General features: G+C 50.2%; 13 protein-coding genes. 6 read left to right on the forward strand and 7 right to left on the reverse strand.

Going from position 1 to position 19,603, the window contains the following annotated elements:
• Positions 1 to 95 precede the first annotated feature (95 nt).
• Positions 96 to 737 carry a CPCC family cysteine-rich protein gene (locus X474_RS26660; protein ID WP_052515581.1) on the forward strand — a complete coding sequence of 214 codons (642 nt, stop codon included), beginning with the start codon at positions 96 to 98 and terminating at the stop codon, positions 735 to 737.
• A 316-nt stretch (positions 738 to 1,053) separates the two neighbouring features.
• Here X474_RS26660 and fdhF read toward each other — a convergent pair whose 3' ends face one another.
• From fdhF to X474_RS23860, 4 genes are all read right to left on the reverse strand, one after another.
• Positions 1,054 to 3,987 carry a formate dehydrogenase subunit alpha gene (gene fdhF, locus X474_RS23845; RefSeq protein ID WP_082464612.1) on the reverse strand — a complete coding sequence of 978 codons (2,934 nt, stop codon included), beginning with the start codon at positions 3,985 to 3,987 and terminating at the stop codon, positions 1,054 to 1,056.
• A 151-nt stretch (positions 3,988 to 4,138) separates the two neighbouring features.
• The gene (locus tag X474_RS23850; protein WP_052515582.1) at positions 4,139 to 5,989 is read right to left on the reverse strand and encodes an NADH-quinone oxidoreductase subunit NuoF; all 1,851 of its coding nucleotides are present in this window, start codon (positions 5,987 to 5,989) and stop codon (positions 4,139 to 4,141) included.
• Positions 5,989 to 6,546 carry an NADH-quinone oxidoreductase subunit NuoE family protein gene (locus tag X474_RS23855; RefSeq protein ID WP_044352579.1) on the reverse strand — a complete coding sequence of 186 codons (558 nt, stop codon included), beginning with the start codon at positions 6,544 to 6,546 and terminating at the stop codon, positions 5,989 to 5,991. The genes X474_RS23850 and X474_RS23855 overlap by 1 nt, the downstream gene beginning before the upstream one ends.
• A 51-nt stretch (positions 6,547 to 6,597) precedes the next feature.
• Entirely contained in the window at positions 6,598 to 7,281 is a 684-nt protein-coding gene (locus X474_RS23860) for a response regulator (RefSeq protein WP_044352580.1), read from the reverse strand.
• A gap of 419 nt (positions 7,282 to 7,700) precedes the next feature.
• On the opposite strand from X474_RS23860, the gene X474_RS23865 reads away from it, so the two are divergent.
• Both X474_RS23865 and X474_RS23870 read left to right on the forward strand, forming a co-directional pair.
• The gene (locus X474_RS23865; RefSeq protein ID WP_156360914.1) at positions 7,701 to 8,936 is read left to right on the forward strand and encodes a GAF domain-containing sensor histidine kinase; all 1,236 of its coding nucleotides are present in this window, start codon (positions 7,701 to 7,703) and stop codon (positions 8,934 to 8,936) included.
• A 5-nt stretch (positions 8,937 to 8,941) separates the two neighbouring features.
• Entirely contained in the window at positions 8,942 to 10,360 is a 1,419-nt protein-coding gene (locus X474_RS23870; protein WP_044352582.1) for a sigma-54-dependent transcriptional regulator, read from the forward strand.
• A gap of 157 nt (positions 10,361 to 10,517) precedes the next feature.
• Here X474_RS23870 and X474_RS23875 read toward each other — a convergent pair whose 3' ends face one another.
• The gene (locus tag X474_RS23875) at positions 10,518 to 11,405 is read right to left on the reverse strand and encodes a LysR family transcriptional regulator (RefSeq protein WP_052515583.1); all 888 of its coding nucleotides are present in this window, start codon (positions 11,403 to 11,405) and stop codon (positions 10,518 to 10,520) included.
• Positions 11,406 to 11,598: 193 nt separating this feature from the next.
• Here X474_RS23875 and X474_RS23880 point away from each other — a divergent pair, with 193 nt between their 5' ends.
• The 3 genes from X474_RS23880 (at position 11,599) to X474_RS23890 (ending at position 15,396) form a co-directional block, all read left to right on the forward strand.
• Entirely contained in the window at positions 11,599 to 12,225 is a 627-nt protein-coding gene (locus X474_RS23880; RefSeq protein ID WP_044352583.1) for a 4-carboxy-4-hydroxy-2-oxoadipate aldolase/oxaloacetate decarboxylase, read from the forward strand.
• Between the two features lie 87 nt (positions 12,226 to 12,312).
• Positions 12,313 to 13,347, forward strand: coding sequence for a TAXI family TRAP transporter solute-binding subunit (locus X474_RS23885; RefSeq protein WP_044352584.1), 1,035 nt, complete (start codon positions 12,313 to 12,315; stop codon positions 13,345 to 13,347).
• Between the two features lie 111 nt (positions 13,348 to 13,458).
• The gene (locus X474_RS23890; RefSeq protein WP_044352586.1) at positions 13,459 to 15,396 is read left to right on the forward strand and encodes a TRAP transporter permease; all 1,938 of its coding nucleotides are present in this window, start codon (positions 13,459 to 13,461) and stop codon (positions 15,394 to 15,396) included.
• A gap of 172 nt (positions 15,397 to 15,568) precedes the next feature.
• On the opposite strand, the gene X474_RS23895 is transcribed toward X474_RS23890, so the two are convergent.
• Entirely contained in the window at positions 15,569 to 17,668 is a 2,100-nt protein-coding gene (locus tag X474_RS23895; protein ID WP_044352588.1) for a TonB-dependent receptor, read from the reverse strand.
• Between the two features lie 356 nt (positions 17,669 to 18,024).
• The gene (locus X474_RS23900) at positions 18,025 to 18,939 is read right to left on the reverse strand and encodes a helix-turn-helix domain-containing protein (RefSeq protein ID WP_052515584.1); all 915 of its coding nucleotides are present in this window, start codon (positions 18,937 to 18,939) and stop codon (positions 18,025 to 18,027) included.
• Positions 18,940 to 19,603: the final 664 nt, after the last annotated feature.

A 19,603-nucleotide genomic window follows, 5' to 3' on the forward strand; every position in this document is an offset into this window, starting at 1 on the left:
AAAATATCTTACGTTATCTTTATATAGATCTAAAATAATTTCTCATTCCATATGTTTAGCCAAATAATTACTCTACAAAACACATGAAGGTAACAATGAAAAGACAAGAAGCAATAAGGCTGATTGTTAACCGGGATATCAAAAGGCTAACCGTTGATCAATGGCTAGAAGAGCTTGATTATATGATGCTGCCCTTTCCGCCCAAGGAGCTCGGCCATAATGAGTTGCCTCCTGATTTGTTGAGTGAATTCAAAAACGAAAAAATATTACAAAAGTTATCCTCTATGCTCTGCGAAGAACACCACAAGGCCGACCTGACCCAAGAATATGAAGCCGCTGCCAATGAGTATCTTATTGAAGAACTGAGGTCCATGAATATTAATGTCGACAATATCGAGGGATCGCCGCTTCTCTTAGAAGCATGCCCCTGCTGTGGATATAGAACCCTGGATGAAAGAGACTGTTGCGACATCTGCATGGTCTGCTGGTGGGAAGACTACAGCCAAGACAATGAAAATGCTGACGTAATAACAGGTGGCCCAAATCACGGTTTAAGCCTGACCAGGGCCAGGATAAATTATCTTAAACATGGAATTGCAAATCCTTTAAGGGAGGACCTTATCAAAATCAAGCACCCATGTAATCGGTATGTAAAAGGACGGTCATTCGAGTTATCAGAAGATGGGCTAACTGTTTATGAGTCTCAAGCTGGTTGGTCCTCAAGTTGGGATAACTAACCAATCATACAGACGCTATTGAGAACGGTGTAAAACCGGTATTCTATTAATTTTACGCTTTGCCCGATAAGGATGGCCCACCTCATTGACCTGGGCATTGTCCAAGAGTTAACCAAACGGAAAAGAAACCGGATATTCAGCTACTCTCAATTTATAAAAATTCTAAATAAGGGCCTGGAGGCTTAATCAATATAGGCCCCAAATTGTATTCACAAACTGGCCACCAGCTCAATCAAACCCGGCACGCCAAATTTTAGAAAAGCCCAATTTCTTGCGGACTTGGGCTCCCGACAAACAACCATAATCAATTCCCCCCTCACTCCGTCTCCACCCATTTCTCTTTGGCCAAGCGGTCATGCAGCCAGAGCCTCAACCTTTCATTCAGCGGCCCCACCCATTCCTGTAGCTTATCGAAATCAAGGTTCAGGAGGGCCAATCTGTGCTCGGGGCTCAAGTCGTAGTCGTTAAGGATTCCGGCCGGGTTTTCGGACAACGCGGTCAAAAAGGCGTTATTTTCGGCTGCCAGGTCCAGGACATCGAGCACCGCCTTTACGGAGGCGACCTTATACTCTGGTATGTTGGCCACCGGGTCCACGCTCGGGTTGGTGAGGGAGTTGGCCGGTGCGTCCTGCCAATGAAAGGCCATAAAGGTCTGGCCGGGCCTCACCCTTCGGCTGGTGCGGGCCTTGGAGCGGACCTGTCCACGCCTGGACTTGATGGAAAGGGTGTCTCCTTCGGTCACGCCGAGTTCGGCTGCGTCCTGGGGATTGATCTCGATCCTACTTTCAGGGGCCAGGGTTTCGAGCACTCGCGAGCGGTGGGTCATGGAGCCTGTGTGCCAGTGTTCCAGGATGCGGCCGGTGGTGAGCAGGAGAGGATATTCCGCAGAGGGCAGCTCTGCCGGGGGACGGTCGTGAACCACATGGAACCTGCCCCTACCCCTGGTGAAGCGCCCTTTATGGAGCATGGCGCTGCCTTTGTGACGCCGGTTCCAGCAGGGCCATTGCAATCCGCGCAGCCCAAGGCGGTCATGGCTGATCCCGCCGTAGATGGGGGTCAGGGAAGCGATTTCATCCATAATCTCAGCGCTGTTTGCAAAGGCAAAGGGCCGTCCCAAAAGAGCCGCCAGATCGGAGAGTATGCGCCAGTCTTCCCTGGCCTGCCCCGGCGGGTTGAGCGCACGGTTCACCTTCTGGATGCGCCGTTCCGTATTCGTGAAGCTGCCCTCCTTTTCGGCAAAGCAGGCGGAAGGAAAAACAACATCAGCCAAAGCCGCAGTTTCGGTCAAAAAGATATCCTGCACAGCGATAAAACCAAGTCTGGCCATGGCCTCTTGGGCGTGGTTAAGGTCCGCCTCGCTCAGCATGGGGTTTTCGCCTACAATATAAAGCCCTTTCAGGCTGCCGGTATGGGCTGCCTTTATCATTTCAGTCAAGGTCAGGCCCGGACGGTCGCTAAGTATAGCGCCCCAGGCAAGCTCGAACTTGGCCTTGACCTCGGGATTATCCACCCGCTGGTAGCCCGGATAAACATTGGGCAAGGCACCCATGTCGCAAGCCCCCTGCACGTTGTTCTGGCCCCGCAAGGGCGCAAAACCACACCCCAGCCGCCCCATATTTCCGGTGAGCATCAAAAGGTTGGCCACGGCCTTTACGTTATCCGTGCCGGTCACGTGTTGGGTGATGCCCATGCCATAGGCCACCACCAGTCGCTTGGCCTTGCCCAGAATCCGGGCGGCTCTTTGGATCTTCTCCGCCGGAACGCCGGTCGTAGCCTCGGTGACCTCTGGAGTGTAGCCGGCCAATGATTCGGCAAAGGCCTCATAGTTTTCACACCGCCTGGCAATAAAGCGGCGATTGTGAAGCTTCAATTCCACAATCCGGTTCATCAGGCCGTTTAACAGGGCAACATCGGTTCCGGGCAGATGATTAAGGAAAAGCTCGGCCTGGTCGCTCAGCTCAACTGCCCGAGGGTCTGCCACCAAAAGCTTGGCCCCTTTTTCCTGCACAGCCCGCTTGATGCGGCGGCCGATTACAGGGTGGCATTCGGTTGTGTTGGAGCCGATGACCAGGATCACATCGGCCTTTTCAAAATCAGAAATAGAATTGCTCATGGCCCCGTCGCCAAAGGCGGCCAAGGCTGCGGTCACTGTGGAGGCGTGGCACAAACGGGCGCAATGGTCAACATTATTGGTCTTCAATACCGCGCGGGCAAACTTCTGGGTGACATAATTATCCTCATTGGTGCATTTGGCGGAAGACAACACACCCAGGCAATCAGACCCGTATTCATGGATCAGGCCTTGCAAGGCATTGGCAGTCAGCTCCAGGGCCTCTTCCCAGCCAGCCTCCCGGAAAGCCTGCCTGGGGTCAGGCGGCTTGGCCAGACGCCCAATATTCTCTTTTCGCACCAAGGGCGTTGCCAAACGCTCCGGGCTATGCACAAAATCAAGCCCAAACCGTCCTTTTACGCATAATTCTCCACGGCTTACCGGATTTTCCCGAACGCCCTCCACCCTAACTATCCGCTCCTGGCGCACGCCCAAGCGCACACCGCAACCAACTCCACAATAAGGGCAAATAGTCTCAACCTGCCTGGTGGCGGGCAGGCTTTCCCTGATAGTCAAAGCGCCGGTGGGGCAGCGGGCCACGCATTCGCCGCAGCTCTGGCAGACAGATTCAAGCAGGCTCTGATTCCAAAAAGGCGTGATTATGGTCTTTTGGCCCCGATAGGCAAAATCGATCGCCCCCACAAAGGCAACCTCCTGGCAGGCGCGAACGCATTTACCGCAGAGAATGCACTTGTTGGGGTCATAGACAAAGCCCGGGGTGGAATCGTCCACAGGCCTGTCCAGCCTGCCCCGGCGCAGGCGCGCCACCCTTGCCTTATCAGCGCCTAAATAGTTGGCAACCTTGAGGAGTTCGCATTCCTCGGCCTTGGGGCAGACAAGGCAGTCCTGGGGATGATTGGCCAGGAGAAGCTCTATAATAATGCGGCGCATGCGGAGAATTTCTTCGTTCTCGGTCCACACCACCATGCCATCCTGGGCCGGGGTGGTGCAGGAGGTGGGAAGCCCCCGCATGCCCTCTATTTCAACCAGGCAAAGCCGACAGGCCCCGAATGGCTTAAGGTCCGGGTCATCACACAAGGTGGGCACGTAGATGCCCGCCTGACGGATGGCCTCCAGCACCGTGGTCCCAGGGGCAACGGTTTGCCTGCGCCCGTCAATGGTCAGATGCAAGGCTTCCATTTTTTTGCTCCCTTTGTTTTCGGACCGTCCATTTCGTTATCATCCATATCCCGAAACTGAACGACTCTTTAATTTTGCTTTAATGTTACCGGGTTAACCCCCAGCCTGGTTCTTGGTTCACTTCCCTGGCAACAGGTTTACGCGAACAGGCCTACATGATGGCCACTGCCTCAAATTTGCATGAGTCATAGCATTCACCGCATCTGATGCAGGCTTCCTGGTCAATTTCGTGAGGCTCTTTTTTGCTTCCGCTGATGGCGTTTGCCGGGCACTTCCTCAAGCAGGCCATGCAACCGGTGCATTTTTCCGGATCTATCTGGTAGAAGAACAGGGCCTTACACACTCCGGCCGGGCATTTATGGTCAATCACGTGCTTTTCATACTCCTGCCTGAAGTATTTCAAGGTGGAGATGACCGGATTGGGGGCTGTCTGTCCCAGGCCGCAAAGAGAAGCCTTTTGCATGGCTTCGCCGACCTCTTCCAAAAGGTCCAGGTCCTCCGGCGAGCCCCGCCCCTCGCAGATATCAATGAGAATATCCAGGAGTTGGCGGCTGCCGAGCCGACAGGGCAGGCATTTGCCGCAGGATTCGTTTCCAGTGAAGGTGAGAAAATAGCGGGCCATATCCACCATGCAGGTGCGCTCGTCCATCACCACCATCCCGCCGGAACCCATGATCGAACCCGCTTCAGCCAAAGACTCGTAATCCACGGGCAGGTGATTAAGGCTAAAGGGAATGCATCCGCCGGAGGGGCCGCCGGTCTGAACAGCCTTGAAATTACCCCCGCCGATAACTCCGCCGCCGATCTCCTCTATGATCTCCTTCAGCCTGGTTCCCATGGGCACCTCGATAAGGCCGGTGCGCCTGATCTTGCCTGCCAGGGAAAAGGTCTTGGTTCCCTTGCTTTTTTTTGTGCCATAGCCTGCGAACCAGTCTGCCCCGCGCTCCATGATGGCAGACACATTGGCCAGGGTCTCAACGTTGTTGATATTGGTTGGCCGCTCCCACAAACCGGCCTGAGCCGGAAAAGGCGGCCGAGACCGGGGCATGCCCCGCCCACCGGCAATGGAGGCCATCAGCGCGGTTTCCTCACCGCAGACAAAGGCGCCCGCCCCTTCCTTGATTTTAATATGAAAAGCAAAGCCCTTGTCCAATATGCCGCCGCCCAGAAGGCCATAGGCCTTCATCTGCTCCAGGGCGGTTTCAAGCCGTTTGATGGCCAAGGGATACTCGGTGCGGATATAAACGTAGCCCTCAGAAGCCCCTATGGCATAAGCCCCGATGATCATGCCCTCCAAAACCGCATGAGGGTCTCCCTCCAAAAGGGAGCGGTCCATAAACGCGCCGGGGTCTCCCTCATCGGCGTTACAGATAAAATATTTCTCAGAACTCTTCGATTTATGGGCAAAATCCCATTTCACGCCAGTAGGGAAACCGGCCCCCCCCCGCCCCCTCAGTCCGGATGCCTTGATCTCTTCTATGACCTCATGCGGAGAAAGCCCTAAAGCCCTTTTCAGCCCTTCATACCCCCCGCGGGCCAGGTAGTGATCGATCTCGCCCGGATCGATCAGGCCGCAATTGCGCAAGGCGATCCTCACCTGGGGACGCACAAAGGGCAGTTCATGAAAATCGGGAACTCCGTTTACTGCATCCGAGCCCATGGTGAAAAGGGCCGCTTTTGTGTCCGGTTCGCCGTCTATGAGCTGAGCTTTCAGTATCTCCGCTGTGTTTGCCGCGGACACGCGCCCATAGTAGATCATGGGATGGCCGAGTGATTTAATACCCAACAAAGGCTCCTGATAGCAAAGACCCAGGCAACCGACCTCCACAATCCGGGCCAACAGGCCAGACTTGTTTAAAAAGGCCCTGGCCTCTGCCAACACCTCTCCGGCCCCGGCGGCCAGGCCGCAGGTGCCGGTGCCGATATGGATCAAGGGAATGCGGGATTCCCCCAGAGAGCGCATTTTGCGTTCGGCCCTGTTCTGCAACTCTGTGTAATCCATCAGGACCCTCCTGGTTTGGGGGAGTTTTCTTTTTTGGCAGACGCCCCTTCCTCTTTTTCAACGGTGCGTTGTAAAACTTTCCTGGTCTTAAATGGAGTCATCCGGCCATGGACAGACTCGTCCAACACCACCACCGGGGCCAAGGCGCAACTACCAAAACAGGCCACAGTCTCCAGGCTGAAACAACGGTCGGAAGTGGTTTCGCCCGCCTTAACCTTCAAGCGGGTTTGGATATCCTCCTGAATCCGGTCAGAGCCCCTTACGTGGCAGGCCGTGCCCCGACAGATCTTGATGGTGTGCCTGCCCGGAGGATCAAACCTGAACTGGGCGTAAAAGGTGGCCGCTCCAAACACCTTGGCCTGGGGCATACCAATGAATTCAGCTATAAAGATCAGTGCCTTAGGCGGTAAAAAACCCAACACCTTCTGGGTTCTCTGCAACATGGGTATCAACTCCTCAGCCCTGCCGGAAAACCTCTGGCGCAAGTCATTGAAAAGTGATTCGAATTGTGCTTCATCCTCTCCACCGGCCAAAAGCGACGCTTGGTTTGGGGCCATTTGCAATCACCTCCCCATAACGTTTTAAAAACCATCGTCCACAGACGATGCTTACCAAGCTTCCCGTTCCAGGCGCTTGTAAATGAAGGTCAGCTGCTTTTCGCTCAAATCGCCGACATGGTCGCGGATCCACTGCAAATCACCGGAAATAATGGCAGCCTTGGCCGCACTGGTCAGGTGGTAATCCCCAAGGGCCGTGGAGCCTTCCTCCATGAGTTTGCGCCAGAAGGTCTGCTCCTGATTCGCTCTTTCCAAGACCTTGATCACTTCCTGCTTCTGAATGAGCCGCTCGTTTTCGGTTTTGACCAAAAGCTTCTCAACAGATGGTTCTTTCTTTTTCAGAAGGGCGCTATTGACTGCGTTTTTGAATTCATCATCTGTAAAAGGTTTGCGAAGGTAATCATGGACGCCCATCTTCACGGCGGCCACGGCTGAGGATACCGAGGGGAACCCAGTGATAATAACCACCTGGGTCTCGGGACGCTCCGCCTTCACCGTCCTGATAACCTCCATGCCGTCGATATCCGGCAATCTCAGGTCGGCGACAACCAGGTCAAAACCGTTGCCCCGGAAGGTATCCAGGGCGCTTTTGCCGTCCATGGTCACGTCAACCCCATATCCCTCCTCGCTGAGGACCATCTTAAGCCCCTTGGCCACATTGGTCTCATCCTCAACCAAGAGAATGTGAGGATGCCAACCACCACTTTCTTTAATGGTTTGAGTGTTAAGGCCCATCACATCCCCTCCTTTTTCCAAAAAACAAATAGGAGTGAATCAGCCTGCGATTTCTATACTTTGCAAACTGCATTCCAATATTCAGGGGGATTGTAAAGGGAATTAATATTGGGAATAGATATTTCATATTAGGTAGTTACAGCCAAAGCCCCGGGATTTGAAACCGCCCGTTTTATGGCAAAGCGTATTTTTTAATATCCGCCCGGCGAGGATTTTTTTTAATCTTTTAAATATTATAACTATTTATATGCGTATAATAAAATATACATATTGACTGGCAGTGGCTATTGAAAAGGTTGGCAATGTGCCCTGGAGAACCTGCGGATTTGGGCGGGTAATAAAAATACCAATAGAAAAGGTGGATAATTTTTTCTTGAGTGATTTTATTTCAGCTTCGTAAAATAAAGTATGAGAGATTTATGATGACTGATTTTGACCAATTTGAGACCTTTTACCGCACTTTCCGCGAGGTTATTTCTGCGGTCCACGCCAGCAATGAAACCACGGAAGTTTTGGACCTGGTGGTCTTAAAAATCACTCAAGTGCTGAATGCCAAAGGCGCGTTAATACGCCTTCTCAACCTGGAAACAAACCGCTTTGAGTTAAGCGCCTCCTATGGTTTGAGCGAGCGTTATCTTGCCAAGGGACCCATCTCCAGCAAAAGGCTGATCAGCGACCTCTATAAAAAGAACAAAGTCGTTATTATCAAAGACATGCTGAATGACCCTCGGGTCCAGTACCCCAAGGAAGCCCGGGAAGAGGGAATCGAAATGATGCTCGATGTCCCCATGTCCATGGAGGAAAACATAATCGGCATCCTGCGCACCTTCCTGGGCCGAAAGAGGGAATTTTCCGAAGCGGAACTGCATTTTGTGGTTTCCATAGTGGAGCAATGCGCCTGTGCCATTCAAAAGGCCCGCTTGCTGGAGACCCAAAAATCCCGGTACGATCACTTGGCCACTCAAACCGAAAAGCTCTCCGCATTGGGGCGCATGGCCGCGGGCATTGCCCATGAAATCAACAATCCACTGGCCGGGATTCTGCTCTACAGCTCCAATATGTCCAAAAAGGTTCCAAACGACAGCCCCTTGAAGGAAGGCCTGGAGATCATCTCCCACGAAGCCATGCGTTGCCGCGACATCATTCAAGAGCTTTTGGAGTTCAGTCGGGAAAGAGAAGCCCAAAAGAAAATGACCGATGTAAACCAGGTTATGGCCAAGGCCCTGGCCGTGGTCGGCAACGAACTACATCTTAATCACATTGAGCTTGAAAAAAACTTTGCTTCTGAATTGCCGGAAAGCATGTTGGACCAAAACCAGGTCGAGCAGGTATTGATAAATCTGCTTTTAAACGCCATCCAATCTATCAATGAACGGGGGAAAATAACGGTTACAACTCGCACCATTTCAAAAGGGAAACGCATACAGGTTGAGGTGACAGACAGTGGGAAAGGCATTTCCGGTGAGTATATTTCAAGAGTGTTTGAACCGTTTTTCTCCACTAAACCAAATGGAACCGGGCTCGGTTTATCGGTGAGCTACGGCATTATGAAGGGGCATCAGGGCACTATCGATATCCAAAGCAGCTTGGGGGAAGGCACCAAGGTGATCCTGGAGTTTCCGGTAACCCGGCAAGCCGAAAATTTTGGCGAGTGATCAAGATGAACCCGCCTAAAAACAGCATCCTGATAATCGACGATGAAAAGATGCTCTGCAAGGCCTGCCAACTGGTCTTGTCCGAGGAAGGTTATGCGGTGGAGGCCAAATCCACGGGCACAGACGGACTGGCCGCCGCCCTGGAAGACAACTATGACGTGATCCTTTTGGATATGAAAATGCCGGATCTGGACGGGATGGAAGTTCTAAACACCCTGCGTAAAGAAAAACCCGGACAATTTATCATTATCATAACCGGATACTCCACAGTGCAAAACGCTGTGGATGCCATGAAACAAGGGGCCTTTGATTATCTGGCCAAGCCGTTTTTAGATGACGAACTTCTGTTATCCGTCAAAAAAGCCGTTGATAAGAAAAACTTGATCGATGAAAACATAGCCCTTCGCAAAGAGCTGTCAGACAGTTTCCGAAGCGATAAAATAATCGGCGACAGCCCGGCTATCCTCCGGGTTTTTGAAAAGGTGAGAAAGGTGGCCCTCACCGACAGCACTGTGCTGATCTACGGCGAAAGCGGAACCGGCAAGGAGCTCTTTGCCCGTGCGATTCACGCTCACAGCGGGAGGGCGGCCAAGCAATTCGTGGCTGTGGATTGCAGCACCTTTTCTTCCAGCATTTTGGAAAGCGAGCTCTTTGGGCATGTAAAGGGGGCGTTTACCGGTGCAGAGCACGATAAAGCCGGCATCTTTGAGTTAGCTCAGTCCGGCACCCTTTTTTTAGACGATGTGGCGAATATAAACCTGGATATCCAGGCAAAGTTGCTGAGGGTGTTGGAGGCCAGGGAATATAAGCCTGTGGGCGCTGGTTTCTTTAAAAAAAGTGATGTCCGCATCCTGGCCGCAACCAACAAGAACTTGGCTGCAATGGTGGAACAGGGCGCTTTTCGCGAGGACCTGTTCTATCGCCTGAACGTTTTTCCCATCTCTCTGCCGCCTTTGCGGGAACGCAAGGGAGATATCCCCAAACTGGTCTATCATTACCTCAGGCATTTTTGCCAGAAGACCGGCAAACATATAGACGGCTTTACCGAGGACGCCCTTGAGGTGCTGATAAATTACGAGTGGTCCGGCAACGTGCGCCAACTCAAGAACATCATCGAACGCCTGGTTATAATGTCCGAAGGCGGAATTATGGATATCATCCAGTTGACCTCCCACATGGGGGCGCAACTGCCTTATATGAATAACAGTGTCCCGGAAACCTTAAGCGAGCTAAAGGCCTTGAAAAAAAGCCTTTTGGAAAACACCTTTGGCCGCATAGAAAAGGCTTTTCTGATCAAGGCCTTAAAAGCGAAACAAGGCAATATAACCAAAGCGGCGAAAAAAGTGGGCATGCATCGCTCCAACTTCAGCGCCCTGATGAAAAAACACAAACTTGTATACCGGGAAAAGGGCGAAAAGCCTTAAAGCCGGTATAAAGACTAAAGTACGCAACCTACCCTTTTACCTGTCAACCATGCGAACGAGGCAAAACCCGCGAGGCCCCATATGCGGCCCAGGATTCTTGCCTGTATCACCCTGCTTTCAAGCCGCCCAGTGTATAGGGGAACGCTTTTCTTAACTTTCACCCAACATTGAAAAACCCCTGCTCCTCGGCGATTTGTTTAATTATCTCCAAGCCATCCCTCGCCCCTGGGCGGGGAAAGGAATGGGTTATCATGTAGGTGATCCGGTCGGGAGGCGGAGGGGTTAATCTGTAATAAGCCATATCGGTTTTCCATTTATAGGAGTTCATCACAGATTCCGGAACCAGCACCCAATTTTCCGGGCCTTCGATTAAATCCCGAGCCAGCTCTACCGAATCGAGTTCAATCTCAGACTTGCGGGCAGGCCCCCAAGTCTGGTCATGCCATATGTGATGTCCCGGGCCCCAATTAATATAGAGTTCGTGTCTGGGATCAAGCTGCCCGGCCTGCAGTTTCGATGAAGCAAAAACGCCATCCTGCATTTTGGCGACCATCATTTTCTCTTTGTAAAAAGGCGTAACCTCGACATTCTGCAAGTTTTTCTCCTGCAGTACAAAAGCCACATCCAATTCCCGGCGTTCAATCTTGTCATATAACTCAACGGATCTGGTGGTGAATATCCTTAAATACACGGGCGGATCATGGGCCCTTAGCGCCCTGTACAAGTCCGGCATAACGTGCTTGCTCAAGCTGTCCACACAGCCTAAACGCAATGAAACCGCCAACACACCGGATGAAAACTGGTGAAGCTTACGCTGAAGGCGGTTCCAGCGTTCCGCAATCGGCAAGAACCTTTCTCCGGCCAGGGTCAATTCACAACTTCTCACCCCTTTTTGGCGATCAACCAAGGTTATGCCCAACTGCTCTTCCAGATCCTTCAGCCTGCGGCTGACCGCGGTCTGGGAGATATGCAAAAGTTCAGAGGCCTTGGAAAGGCTGCGGCTGGAAGCCACGGCGAAAAACGCCTCAATTCCCCTGTCATACATAACAAGCGTCCTTAATATGCAATTTAATCATATTATATCAAAAATAAATACGTTTTATATCAATATTCAGTTTTGCTAGCATGGCTTCAGTTAATGAACCTGCCGGGCAACGCCATTAGCTTGCCTAAGCAACTTAGGGAAAACCACTACTAAAAAAATAAACGGCAATAAACCTGCCAAGGAGCAGCATTTCATGGTTGATGCAGAGACAATCAACGGATTGGCGGCATTAGATTCAGCCACCATATATGAAGCACAGGGCGGCGTCGGCGCTTTGCCCATATATATTAGGCCACTATTTCCTTGGATGAAGCTGTGTGGCCCGGCATTCCCGGTATTATCCTGCGGAGGCGACAACCTCATGGCCCATGCCGCAGCAGCCCAAGCCGGCCCCGGCGACATCCTGGTCATCGGCACCGGGCACTATCTGGCCGGAGGCCTTTGGGGAGACATCCTGACGCTCGCCGCCCAGAAAAGGGGAATCGCAGGCTTGTTGACCGATGGCTGTGTAAGGGATTCCAACACCATAAACGAAATGAAATTTCCTGTTTTTTCGGCAGGGGTTTTCATGGGAGGCACCACCAAAAAGAACAAGGGAACCATGAATCAGTCCATCAAGCTTGGTGGAGTCATGATCTCCCCCGGCGATATCATTGTGGCCGACAGTGACGGGGCGGTGGTGGTTGCGGCTGAAAAGGCAAGCGATGTCCTCAAAGCCGCCCTGGCCCGGGAAGCTGAAGAGGAAGAAAAGCGCCGGAAAATAGAATCCGGGGTCAGCACCTTGGATCTGTTTAATCTGAGACCGATTCTGGATGCATAACCTTAACCACTAACCGCGACAAAACGGTTTACTTTGTGATCTTATGTAATTTTTTTTAATTTAATATACCGATAAAAGGAGAGAGACATGAGATTTAAGGACTATGTGCTGAGCCTGGCTCTGGTGGCCGCTTTGATCATGGCCCCCATGGCCGGTACTCAGGCCATGGCTGCAGACACCACAGACTGGCGTATGGGTTCCGGCAAAATGGGCTCTTTCGGGTATGCCACTGCGGCCTCTGTGGCAAAGGTTGCGGGTAAATACAGCAAAAATCTCCGCTTTTCCGTATCGCCGACCCAGGGCAGTACAGCCAGCATGAAACTCTTCGGCAAAGGTGATGTGGATTCGTGCTATGCCTCCAATTTCCAGCTTTGGCAAGCCCTGCACAATGAGGGCCCTTTTGCCAAAAAGACCTTGCAGCGAAAAGTTTATCAAACCATCTACACCTACACTGCCGAATACTCGGTAATGACCCTTAAGAAAAGGGACGACATCAAGACCATATCCGACCTGAAGGGCAAAAAGGTCTTCATGTACCCGGCAGCCACCGGCCCCCATGATTTGTATAAAAAGGTTTTCAAGATTCTGGGCATGGTGGACCAGGTCAAGCATGTGGAAATCAGCCTGATGCAGGCTCCGGACCTGTTGAAATCCGGGGTGGTGGACGCCGTGGTCACTTGCAGCGTTGCCCAGCTCACCCCCAATGCCTACACCGAAAACCTGGTCACCCGTTCCGATCTCAAGATTATCAATTTCAACGCCGAAGAAGAAGAGAAGCTGAAAAAGGGCGGAGTGGTGATGGTGAACTATGATCCCAAAGCGGTTTTTGGTAAAAAATTAGGGGTGGATGCTGTTATCTGCCCTTCCATAGTGTTCGGATACCAGACCGGCCCCAACATGTCTGCTGATAATGTGTACAACTTCGTCAAATCGCTTATGGAACACACCGGCGAGCTGGTGAAGGTCAGCAAAGGCTTCAAGGGGATGCAAAAGGGTGGACTTGAGTTCCAGACAGCGGTCATCAACTCCATCCCCGATGTTCCGGTTCATGCCGGTCTGGCTCGTTATCTAAAAGAAAAAGGCGTTTGGAACGACGCCTGGAAGGTTGGCGCTGACAAATAAGCGGAAAACCACTATCCCCGGACTTCCATAATTGTCCGGGGATAGACAAACCACCTGCCGAAAATTTGTTTATTGCAAAATTTTTAAAAACCTTTTAAGGACGCTTCTAATATGAGCGGGACACAAAAAGCAAATAGAAATTTTTTAACGCTGGCAGCGAATATTTGCGCCTTAATCTTTGTCGGTTTGGTGGTTAACTACACCATTACCGGGTTTGAAGGCCGCATCCGTCTAACTACCGTCCTTGTGCCCCTCAGTCTGATCATACATCTTTTGTATCAGGGTAAAACCGTACGTGCAGGCTTGGGCGACTCCGCGAACCGGGTTTTATTTACAACCTTGTTGGCATTATCTTTTCTGTCTTTATTCTATCTTTGGTTTAACTATAACAGCCTGATCTATGAACGGGCCGGTGACTTCACCGACCTGGACTTTGGCATTGGCCTGCTTTCCTTTCTGGTAATAGCGGAAGTAGTCAGAAAAGATCACGGCAACATAATTCTGTACATCATCGGCTTTTTCATCCTGTACAGCCTGTTCGGCAACTACCTGCCGGGCTTTCTGCATCATGGCGGCATCTCGATCTCACGGTTGATAAGCAGCGCCTCGGTAGAGATGAACCAGGGAATCTGGGGGCTCTTGCCGCAGGTGGGCTGCACCTGGATAACCATATTCGTGTTGCTCGCCTCCATAGCGGAAGGCTTCGGTTGTCTGGATGTGCTGATGAAAATATGTCAGGTGATCCCCCGCTACGCCCGTTACGGGGTTCCCCAGACCGCCGTGGTTTCAAGCCTTATAATCGGTGGTTTCAGCGGCAGCGCCGCAGCCAACGTGGCGGCCACCGGCGCTTTCACCATTCCACTTATGAAGCGTCATGGACTGCCCGGCTCCATAGCCGGGGCCATCGAAGCGGTGATCTCCACCGGAGGCCAGGTTATGCCTCCCATTATGGGCGCCGGGGTGTTTTTGATGGTGGAGTTTTTGGGTGTACGCTACTTTGATTTAATGCTGGTGGGCATAGTGCCGGGGTTGCTTTTCTTTGGCGCAACCGCCCTAAGCGTCTACTTCCTTTCCCGCAAGCATCTGACCTTTGATGCAAACGAAGATTTAAGCAAGTTCAAGGTAACCTGGGCCGACATAGTCAAGATACTTCCCCTGGTCACCGCAGTGGCGGTGCTCATCTTCATGCTGGGATATCTGATGATGGGCATCATGATCTCCGGCCTGGCGGCGACTATTGCCCTGCTGGCGGGTCAGGCTGTTTTGGGAGGCATATTCTGGCTCAAAAAAAAGCCCGAAATGTTAAAGGCATACCCCAGGCAACTGTTCAAGGGACTCATCATGGGCGTTAAGGGATCGGTGAGCCTGATCCTGCTTTTAAGCCTCATGGGCGTGATAGTCGCGGTGCTTAACGTATCCGGCCTGACCTTAAAGATAACCACCACTCTGACCGAAACCGCGGGCAGCAACTTCGGGGTGCTGATCCTCTTTGTCACCCTGGTATGCATGCTTTTTGGAATGGGTGTCCCCACTGTGGCGGCTTACCTGATGGTGGCCATCATGGCCGCCCCGGCCCTGGAGGAATTCGGCATCCAACCGCTGGTCTCCCATTTCTTTGTGTTCTATATCGCCATCCTGTCCGGGCTGACTCCGCCGGTGGCCCTGAACGCGGCGGTGGCCTGCAAAATCTCCAAGGCTCCTTTTTGGAGCACTGCCTGGCAATCGCTTAAGCTGGGAATCCCTCTCTTTATATTGCCGGTGCTCTTTCTGTTCCATCCTGACCTGCTGGCAGGCAGCACAGCCGCCTTATACCCCATGCTCATAGTGGGCTTAGGGCTGGCAGGCATCATATTCGCCATATACGGATTAGACACAACCCCGTTGGGCTATGCCAGGCGCTGTGCGGAATTTGTGCTGGCTGTAACCGTACTTCTCATGACGGGCCACAGCGCCGTATTCTGGGTGGCCATGGCCGCCATGCTGGCGCTTTGCACCTATGATTTACATGTCTTACGCTCCGCGCCAAAACTCAAAAGACAAGTGGCGTGAGATATCTTTAATTTTCATGACAAGGCGGTGGTCTTAATTGATTAAGGACCACCGCCTTGTGCCTGAACAGCTCAAAAAAATATCGCACGGGTCAAACAAAGAACTTTTGTCATCCTGAAGGGTTAATTGTTTAATAGCCCTGTTTTTCAAGCGTTTTATCTCTGGTTTTAATCTAGAACCTATACGTCAGAGTGACGCCAATGCTTCTAGGTTCACCGTTCTGCGCCACACCTATGGCTTCGTTAGGATCTCCGTAATCAAAGGCTGAAGTATAGTAGGTTTCATCAAAGGTATTTTTGCACCAGAAAATCACATCGTAATTTTCCGATACATATCCAAGGCGGAGATTCAAAAGATAATAATCTTCAAGTTTTACATGATTACTGTTCTTCACATCACCGTACATCTCTCCTGTACCGAGAAGATCGGCCCTGAAAAACAGGCCCTTATCGTGGCTGTATTGAACACCTAGGTTGTAGGTGTATTCAGGCGTATTCGGCATTTTGTTTCCGGTATAGTCCGCAGAGCCTGCTTTCCACTCGTCTATTTCAGTATCCACATATCCAAAGGTTGCAAATATATCCAGCCCTTTGGCAGGCTTGGCCTTTAGTTCAAGCTCAATCCCTTTTGAGTGGGCTTCAACAGCATTATCAATAGAAGCCACTGCCCCGCCTGCCGTATATTCAGACACCTGTTTATCATTTATGGTGATATAAAAAAGTGCTACATTGGCAATTAATCGTTTATCAAGCCAGCTTGTTTTAAACCCAATTTCATAGTTTAAGGTATATTCCGGATCATATACGAAGCTTGCCGAATCAGTTGCTTGGGCGTAGTTATAACCTCCCTCAAGATACCCTTTGGCCACAGAGCCATAAACCATTGAATTTTCGTTCATATCATACGCCAAAGCCAACTTGGGCAGCCATTGATGAAAATCACGATCCCTTTTGTATGATGCGGAAATATCGTTTCCGCTCCAATCCGACCCTTTGAGGTCCTGGTGTCCTTCAAGGTTGATAAAGTCGTATCTCAAACCACCCGTCAGGTGAAAGCGTTTAAGGAATGAATAGGTCATATTGAGGAATGCAGCGGCTCCCATTTTGTCGACCTGGGTATCCCTGATCTGAAACGCCTCAAATTTTGAAAAATAGATATCTGTTTCCTCTTTAAACCCGTATAACCCAAGCAGCCATTCAAGAGGGCCTGAATTATCTTTTGAAGAAATGCGGAACTCCTGACTCAGGAATTGATCATCATATTCCCAGTCATTTCTCCCGTAATCGACCAGCCCCACACCTGATCCGAGAGTGGAAGAATTATTGTAATCCCGCCTCCCCGTGATTGACACAAAATCAAATATCTCTCCAAGGTACTTGGCTTTTAACACTTGACCTGAATTTTTCTGATCTAAATTTGACTCATAAAATCCACTAGTTTCGGTGTTGGTATTATTTTTAAGACCACCTTGGCTTGTAAAAACTCTATAAAGGCCCTGCTTATCGCTAAAATCAGATGCGTCCGCAATCAAGGACATTTCAAGGCGCTCAGTGGGGAGCCACCGGGCACAAGCCCTGAAGCTTGACCTGTCGATTTCAGCAGCATCGTCTTTATCCAAACGGACATTTTTCATGAAACCGTCACTCATAATCCCCACACCGGCAACCCCCAAAAACAACTTATCTTCCACTATCGGGACATCTATGTTCCCATTAAGTTGATATTTGGGAATAAACCCATGAGAAGTATCATAAAAACTATAACTGCCCTTTACGGAGCCTTTAAGCGTATTTCCAGGTTGCTTGGTTATAATGTTCAACACCCCGGATTCCGTGTTCCTCCCATACAAGGTGCCTTGTGGGCCTCGAAGCAATTCAACCCGCTCAACATTCAACAACTGTAAATTGTGCATAAACAAAAGTGGATAATTTATGTCATCGACATAGACGCCGGTGGGGCTGACAGTGGCTCCATCAACAGAAGAAACGCCACGAACCACAATGATGTTTTCCATGGTGGCTTCCTTGAAATAGACATTGGGGATATATCGCGTAACTTCGGGTGTACTTTCTATCCCGGCATCTTCAAGATCCATGGAATTAAAGGCATTCATGCTGATCGGTACTTTTTGCACATCCGCATCTTTTTTTTCTGCTGTCACCGTGATGGTATCCAGTCCTATAGGTTCACTTTCCTGTGCCCATAACCGAGATGCCGTCATGAAAACAACAAGTACCAGCCCTAATGTCGCCATCTTTAATATGTTCTTCATCTGCACCCGCCCAGTTATCAGATTTGGGATATCTTATTTGGTAGTTAAAATTTTTTTAATTAATCTCAAATTATTGGCCGCAGCATAACAAGGCCGATCTTCAGAGGCTTTCACCCACGTACTTATTTTTAGCGGGTAAATACATTTTTAAAGATTAGGCTAATCAGGTCAGGTAAGGTGCGCCTGCCGGATTGCCTTCACACCTTGAGGGAATAGTGGTTTAAAAGGCTTGGTGCAGCTTACCGCGAAAAACCATTCTCAAGAGAGTGGGCTAGCCAAAAGCCGTTTCCACAATGACAGGATAAATCATTTACTTTAGATGAAGCGTTGCGGGGTAAGATGGCGTTTTTCAAACTCTAGCCGGTATACCTGCTTGGAGGAACTCCGTAATATGCTCTGAAAACCTTGGAAAAATGACTCAGGCTGGCATATCCAACAATCGAAGCTATCTCTGTGAGGCTTTTCTCCCTTTGGAAAAGAAGCTGCCTTGCACGTTTTAGGCGCATATCCCTCAAACAGGCTGCTGGTGTGGTTCCAAAAAGATAACTGAACCCATTGATCAACTTTGTCCTCGAAATGCCGACCATTCTGGCCAGCTCCGAAAGTTCGGGTGGATTTTCCATCCGGGATTTCAGCAAGTCTCTAGCAAAATGAAGGCGATCTACATCGTCCTTTTTCAGAGACAACAACACTCCGGTAGTTTTTTTACCGGAAGATGCCTCCAGTTCATCAAGCTTGCACGCTATCAGTTCCATGATCTTGGCTTCGACAAAATAGGCTGCCGCAATACCGTTTAAGGGGCAATAAAGCACCTGCATCATCAACTGCCGCATCCGAGGTGTAATTCTGCCGGCAATTCTAAACGGATCAGTTACTTTGCCGCAGGCAAGCCTTCTTGCACATGACGGAAAAGCTCCTGGAGCAGACTCAACCATTTCCCGCAAAATATCATTTGGGATATTGATAGACATCCGCCACACTGCCTCTTTTGATGATGTCTGAGAATATATTTTAGTTTCAGGGAGATAATATATGGCGCTTTCCCCGCCTCTGATTTCGATCTCATTTTTGAAACAAGAAATTCTGCTTCGGGTGAATCCGCTGACACAAAAACCAAACCCAAATACCGGCATTTCATTCTCAAGGCTGGAAATAACGACATCGTCAAGAGAGTAATGCATGAGTTCCGCCCTGATACCCGAAGAAAGGGCAAATACCCTGTAAATGTCTATCCGATCCGCTTCAGCCCTTGCATTTACTTCAAGATTCAACTTAACCCCTTAACTAAACGTTTATTGGGTTACACCACCCAGGTTTTATTATTTTTTCAGGTAAGCAACCAGGAAAGGAGCCTTAACCCGTGGGGTTAAGAATCGGTATAGCGATGGTTGCATGGAATTTTGGATCAGTCTGCTTGGCTCAGAAATAAAAAAACTTTTACCGGGATCTTAAAAAGGTCTGCCTCCCCCTTTAGCCCTTACCAGGGGGGTGCACGGCATATTTAACGGACAGGAGCGATACACACTGACACAATAAAACGGTAGTTAATTATTGGTCTGGCTTCTCGCACATATTAATAAAATACAATAAAGTTTAGAGTAGTGAATAATTATCATCGGTCTAAAAGCATGTCAACCCACTTCCTTAAATCGAGGCAAGTTTAACCATGGATTTTTCATGTATTGCGAGTTGCCTAAAGTTTGATGCCAGACAAGCCGGTTGTTCACTCTGCCAAGTATTCTCCTATAAATAGGTTCATCTCTAAATCCGTATACATATTTTTGTAGGATCCTTTTTTGCCAAAGGTGCCTCCCGATCTGCTCATATCCACAATTTCGCCATATTCCTGGAACCCGCTATCAACGACATCCCTTTTCTTTAAAAAACCTCTCCCAGGCAAAAAATACTCCCGCACGGGGCTGAATCTCTCTGCCT

Origin of the sequence: Dethiosulfatarculus sandiegensis, from assembly GCF_000931935.2 — a bacterium.
Lineage (GTDB): Bacteria > Desulfobacterota > Desulfarculia > Desulfarculales > Desulfarculaceae > Dethiosulfatarculus > Dethiosulfatarculus sandiegensis.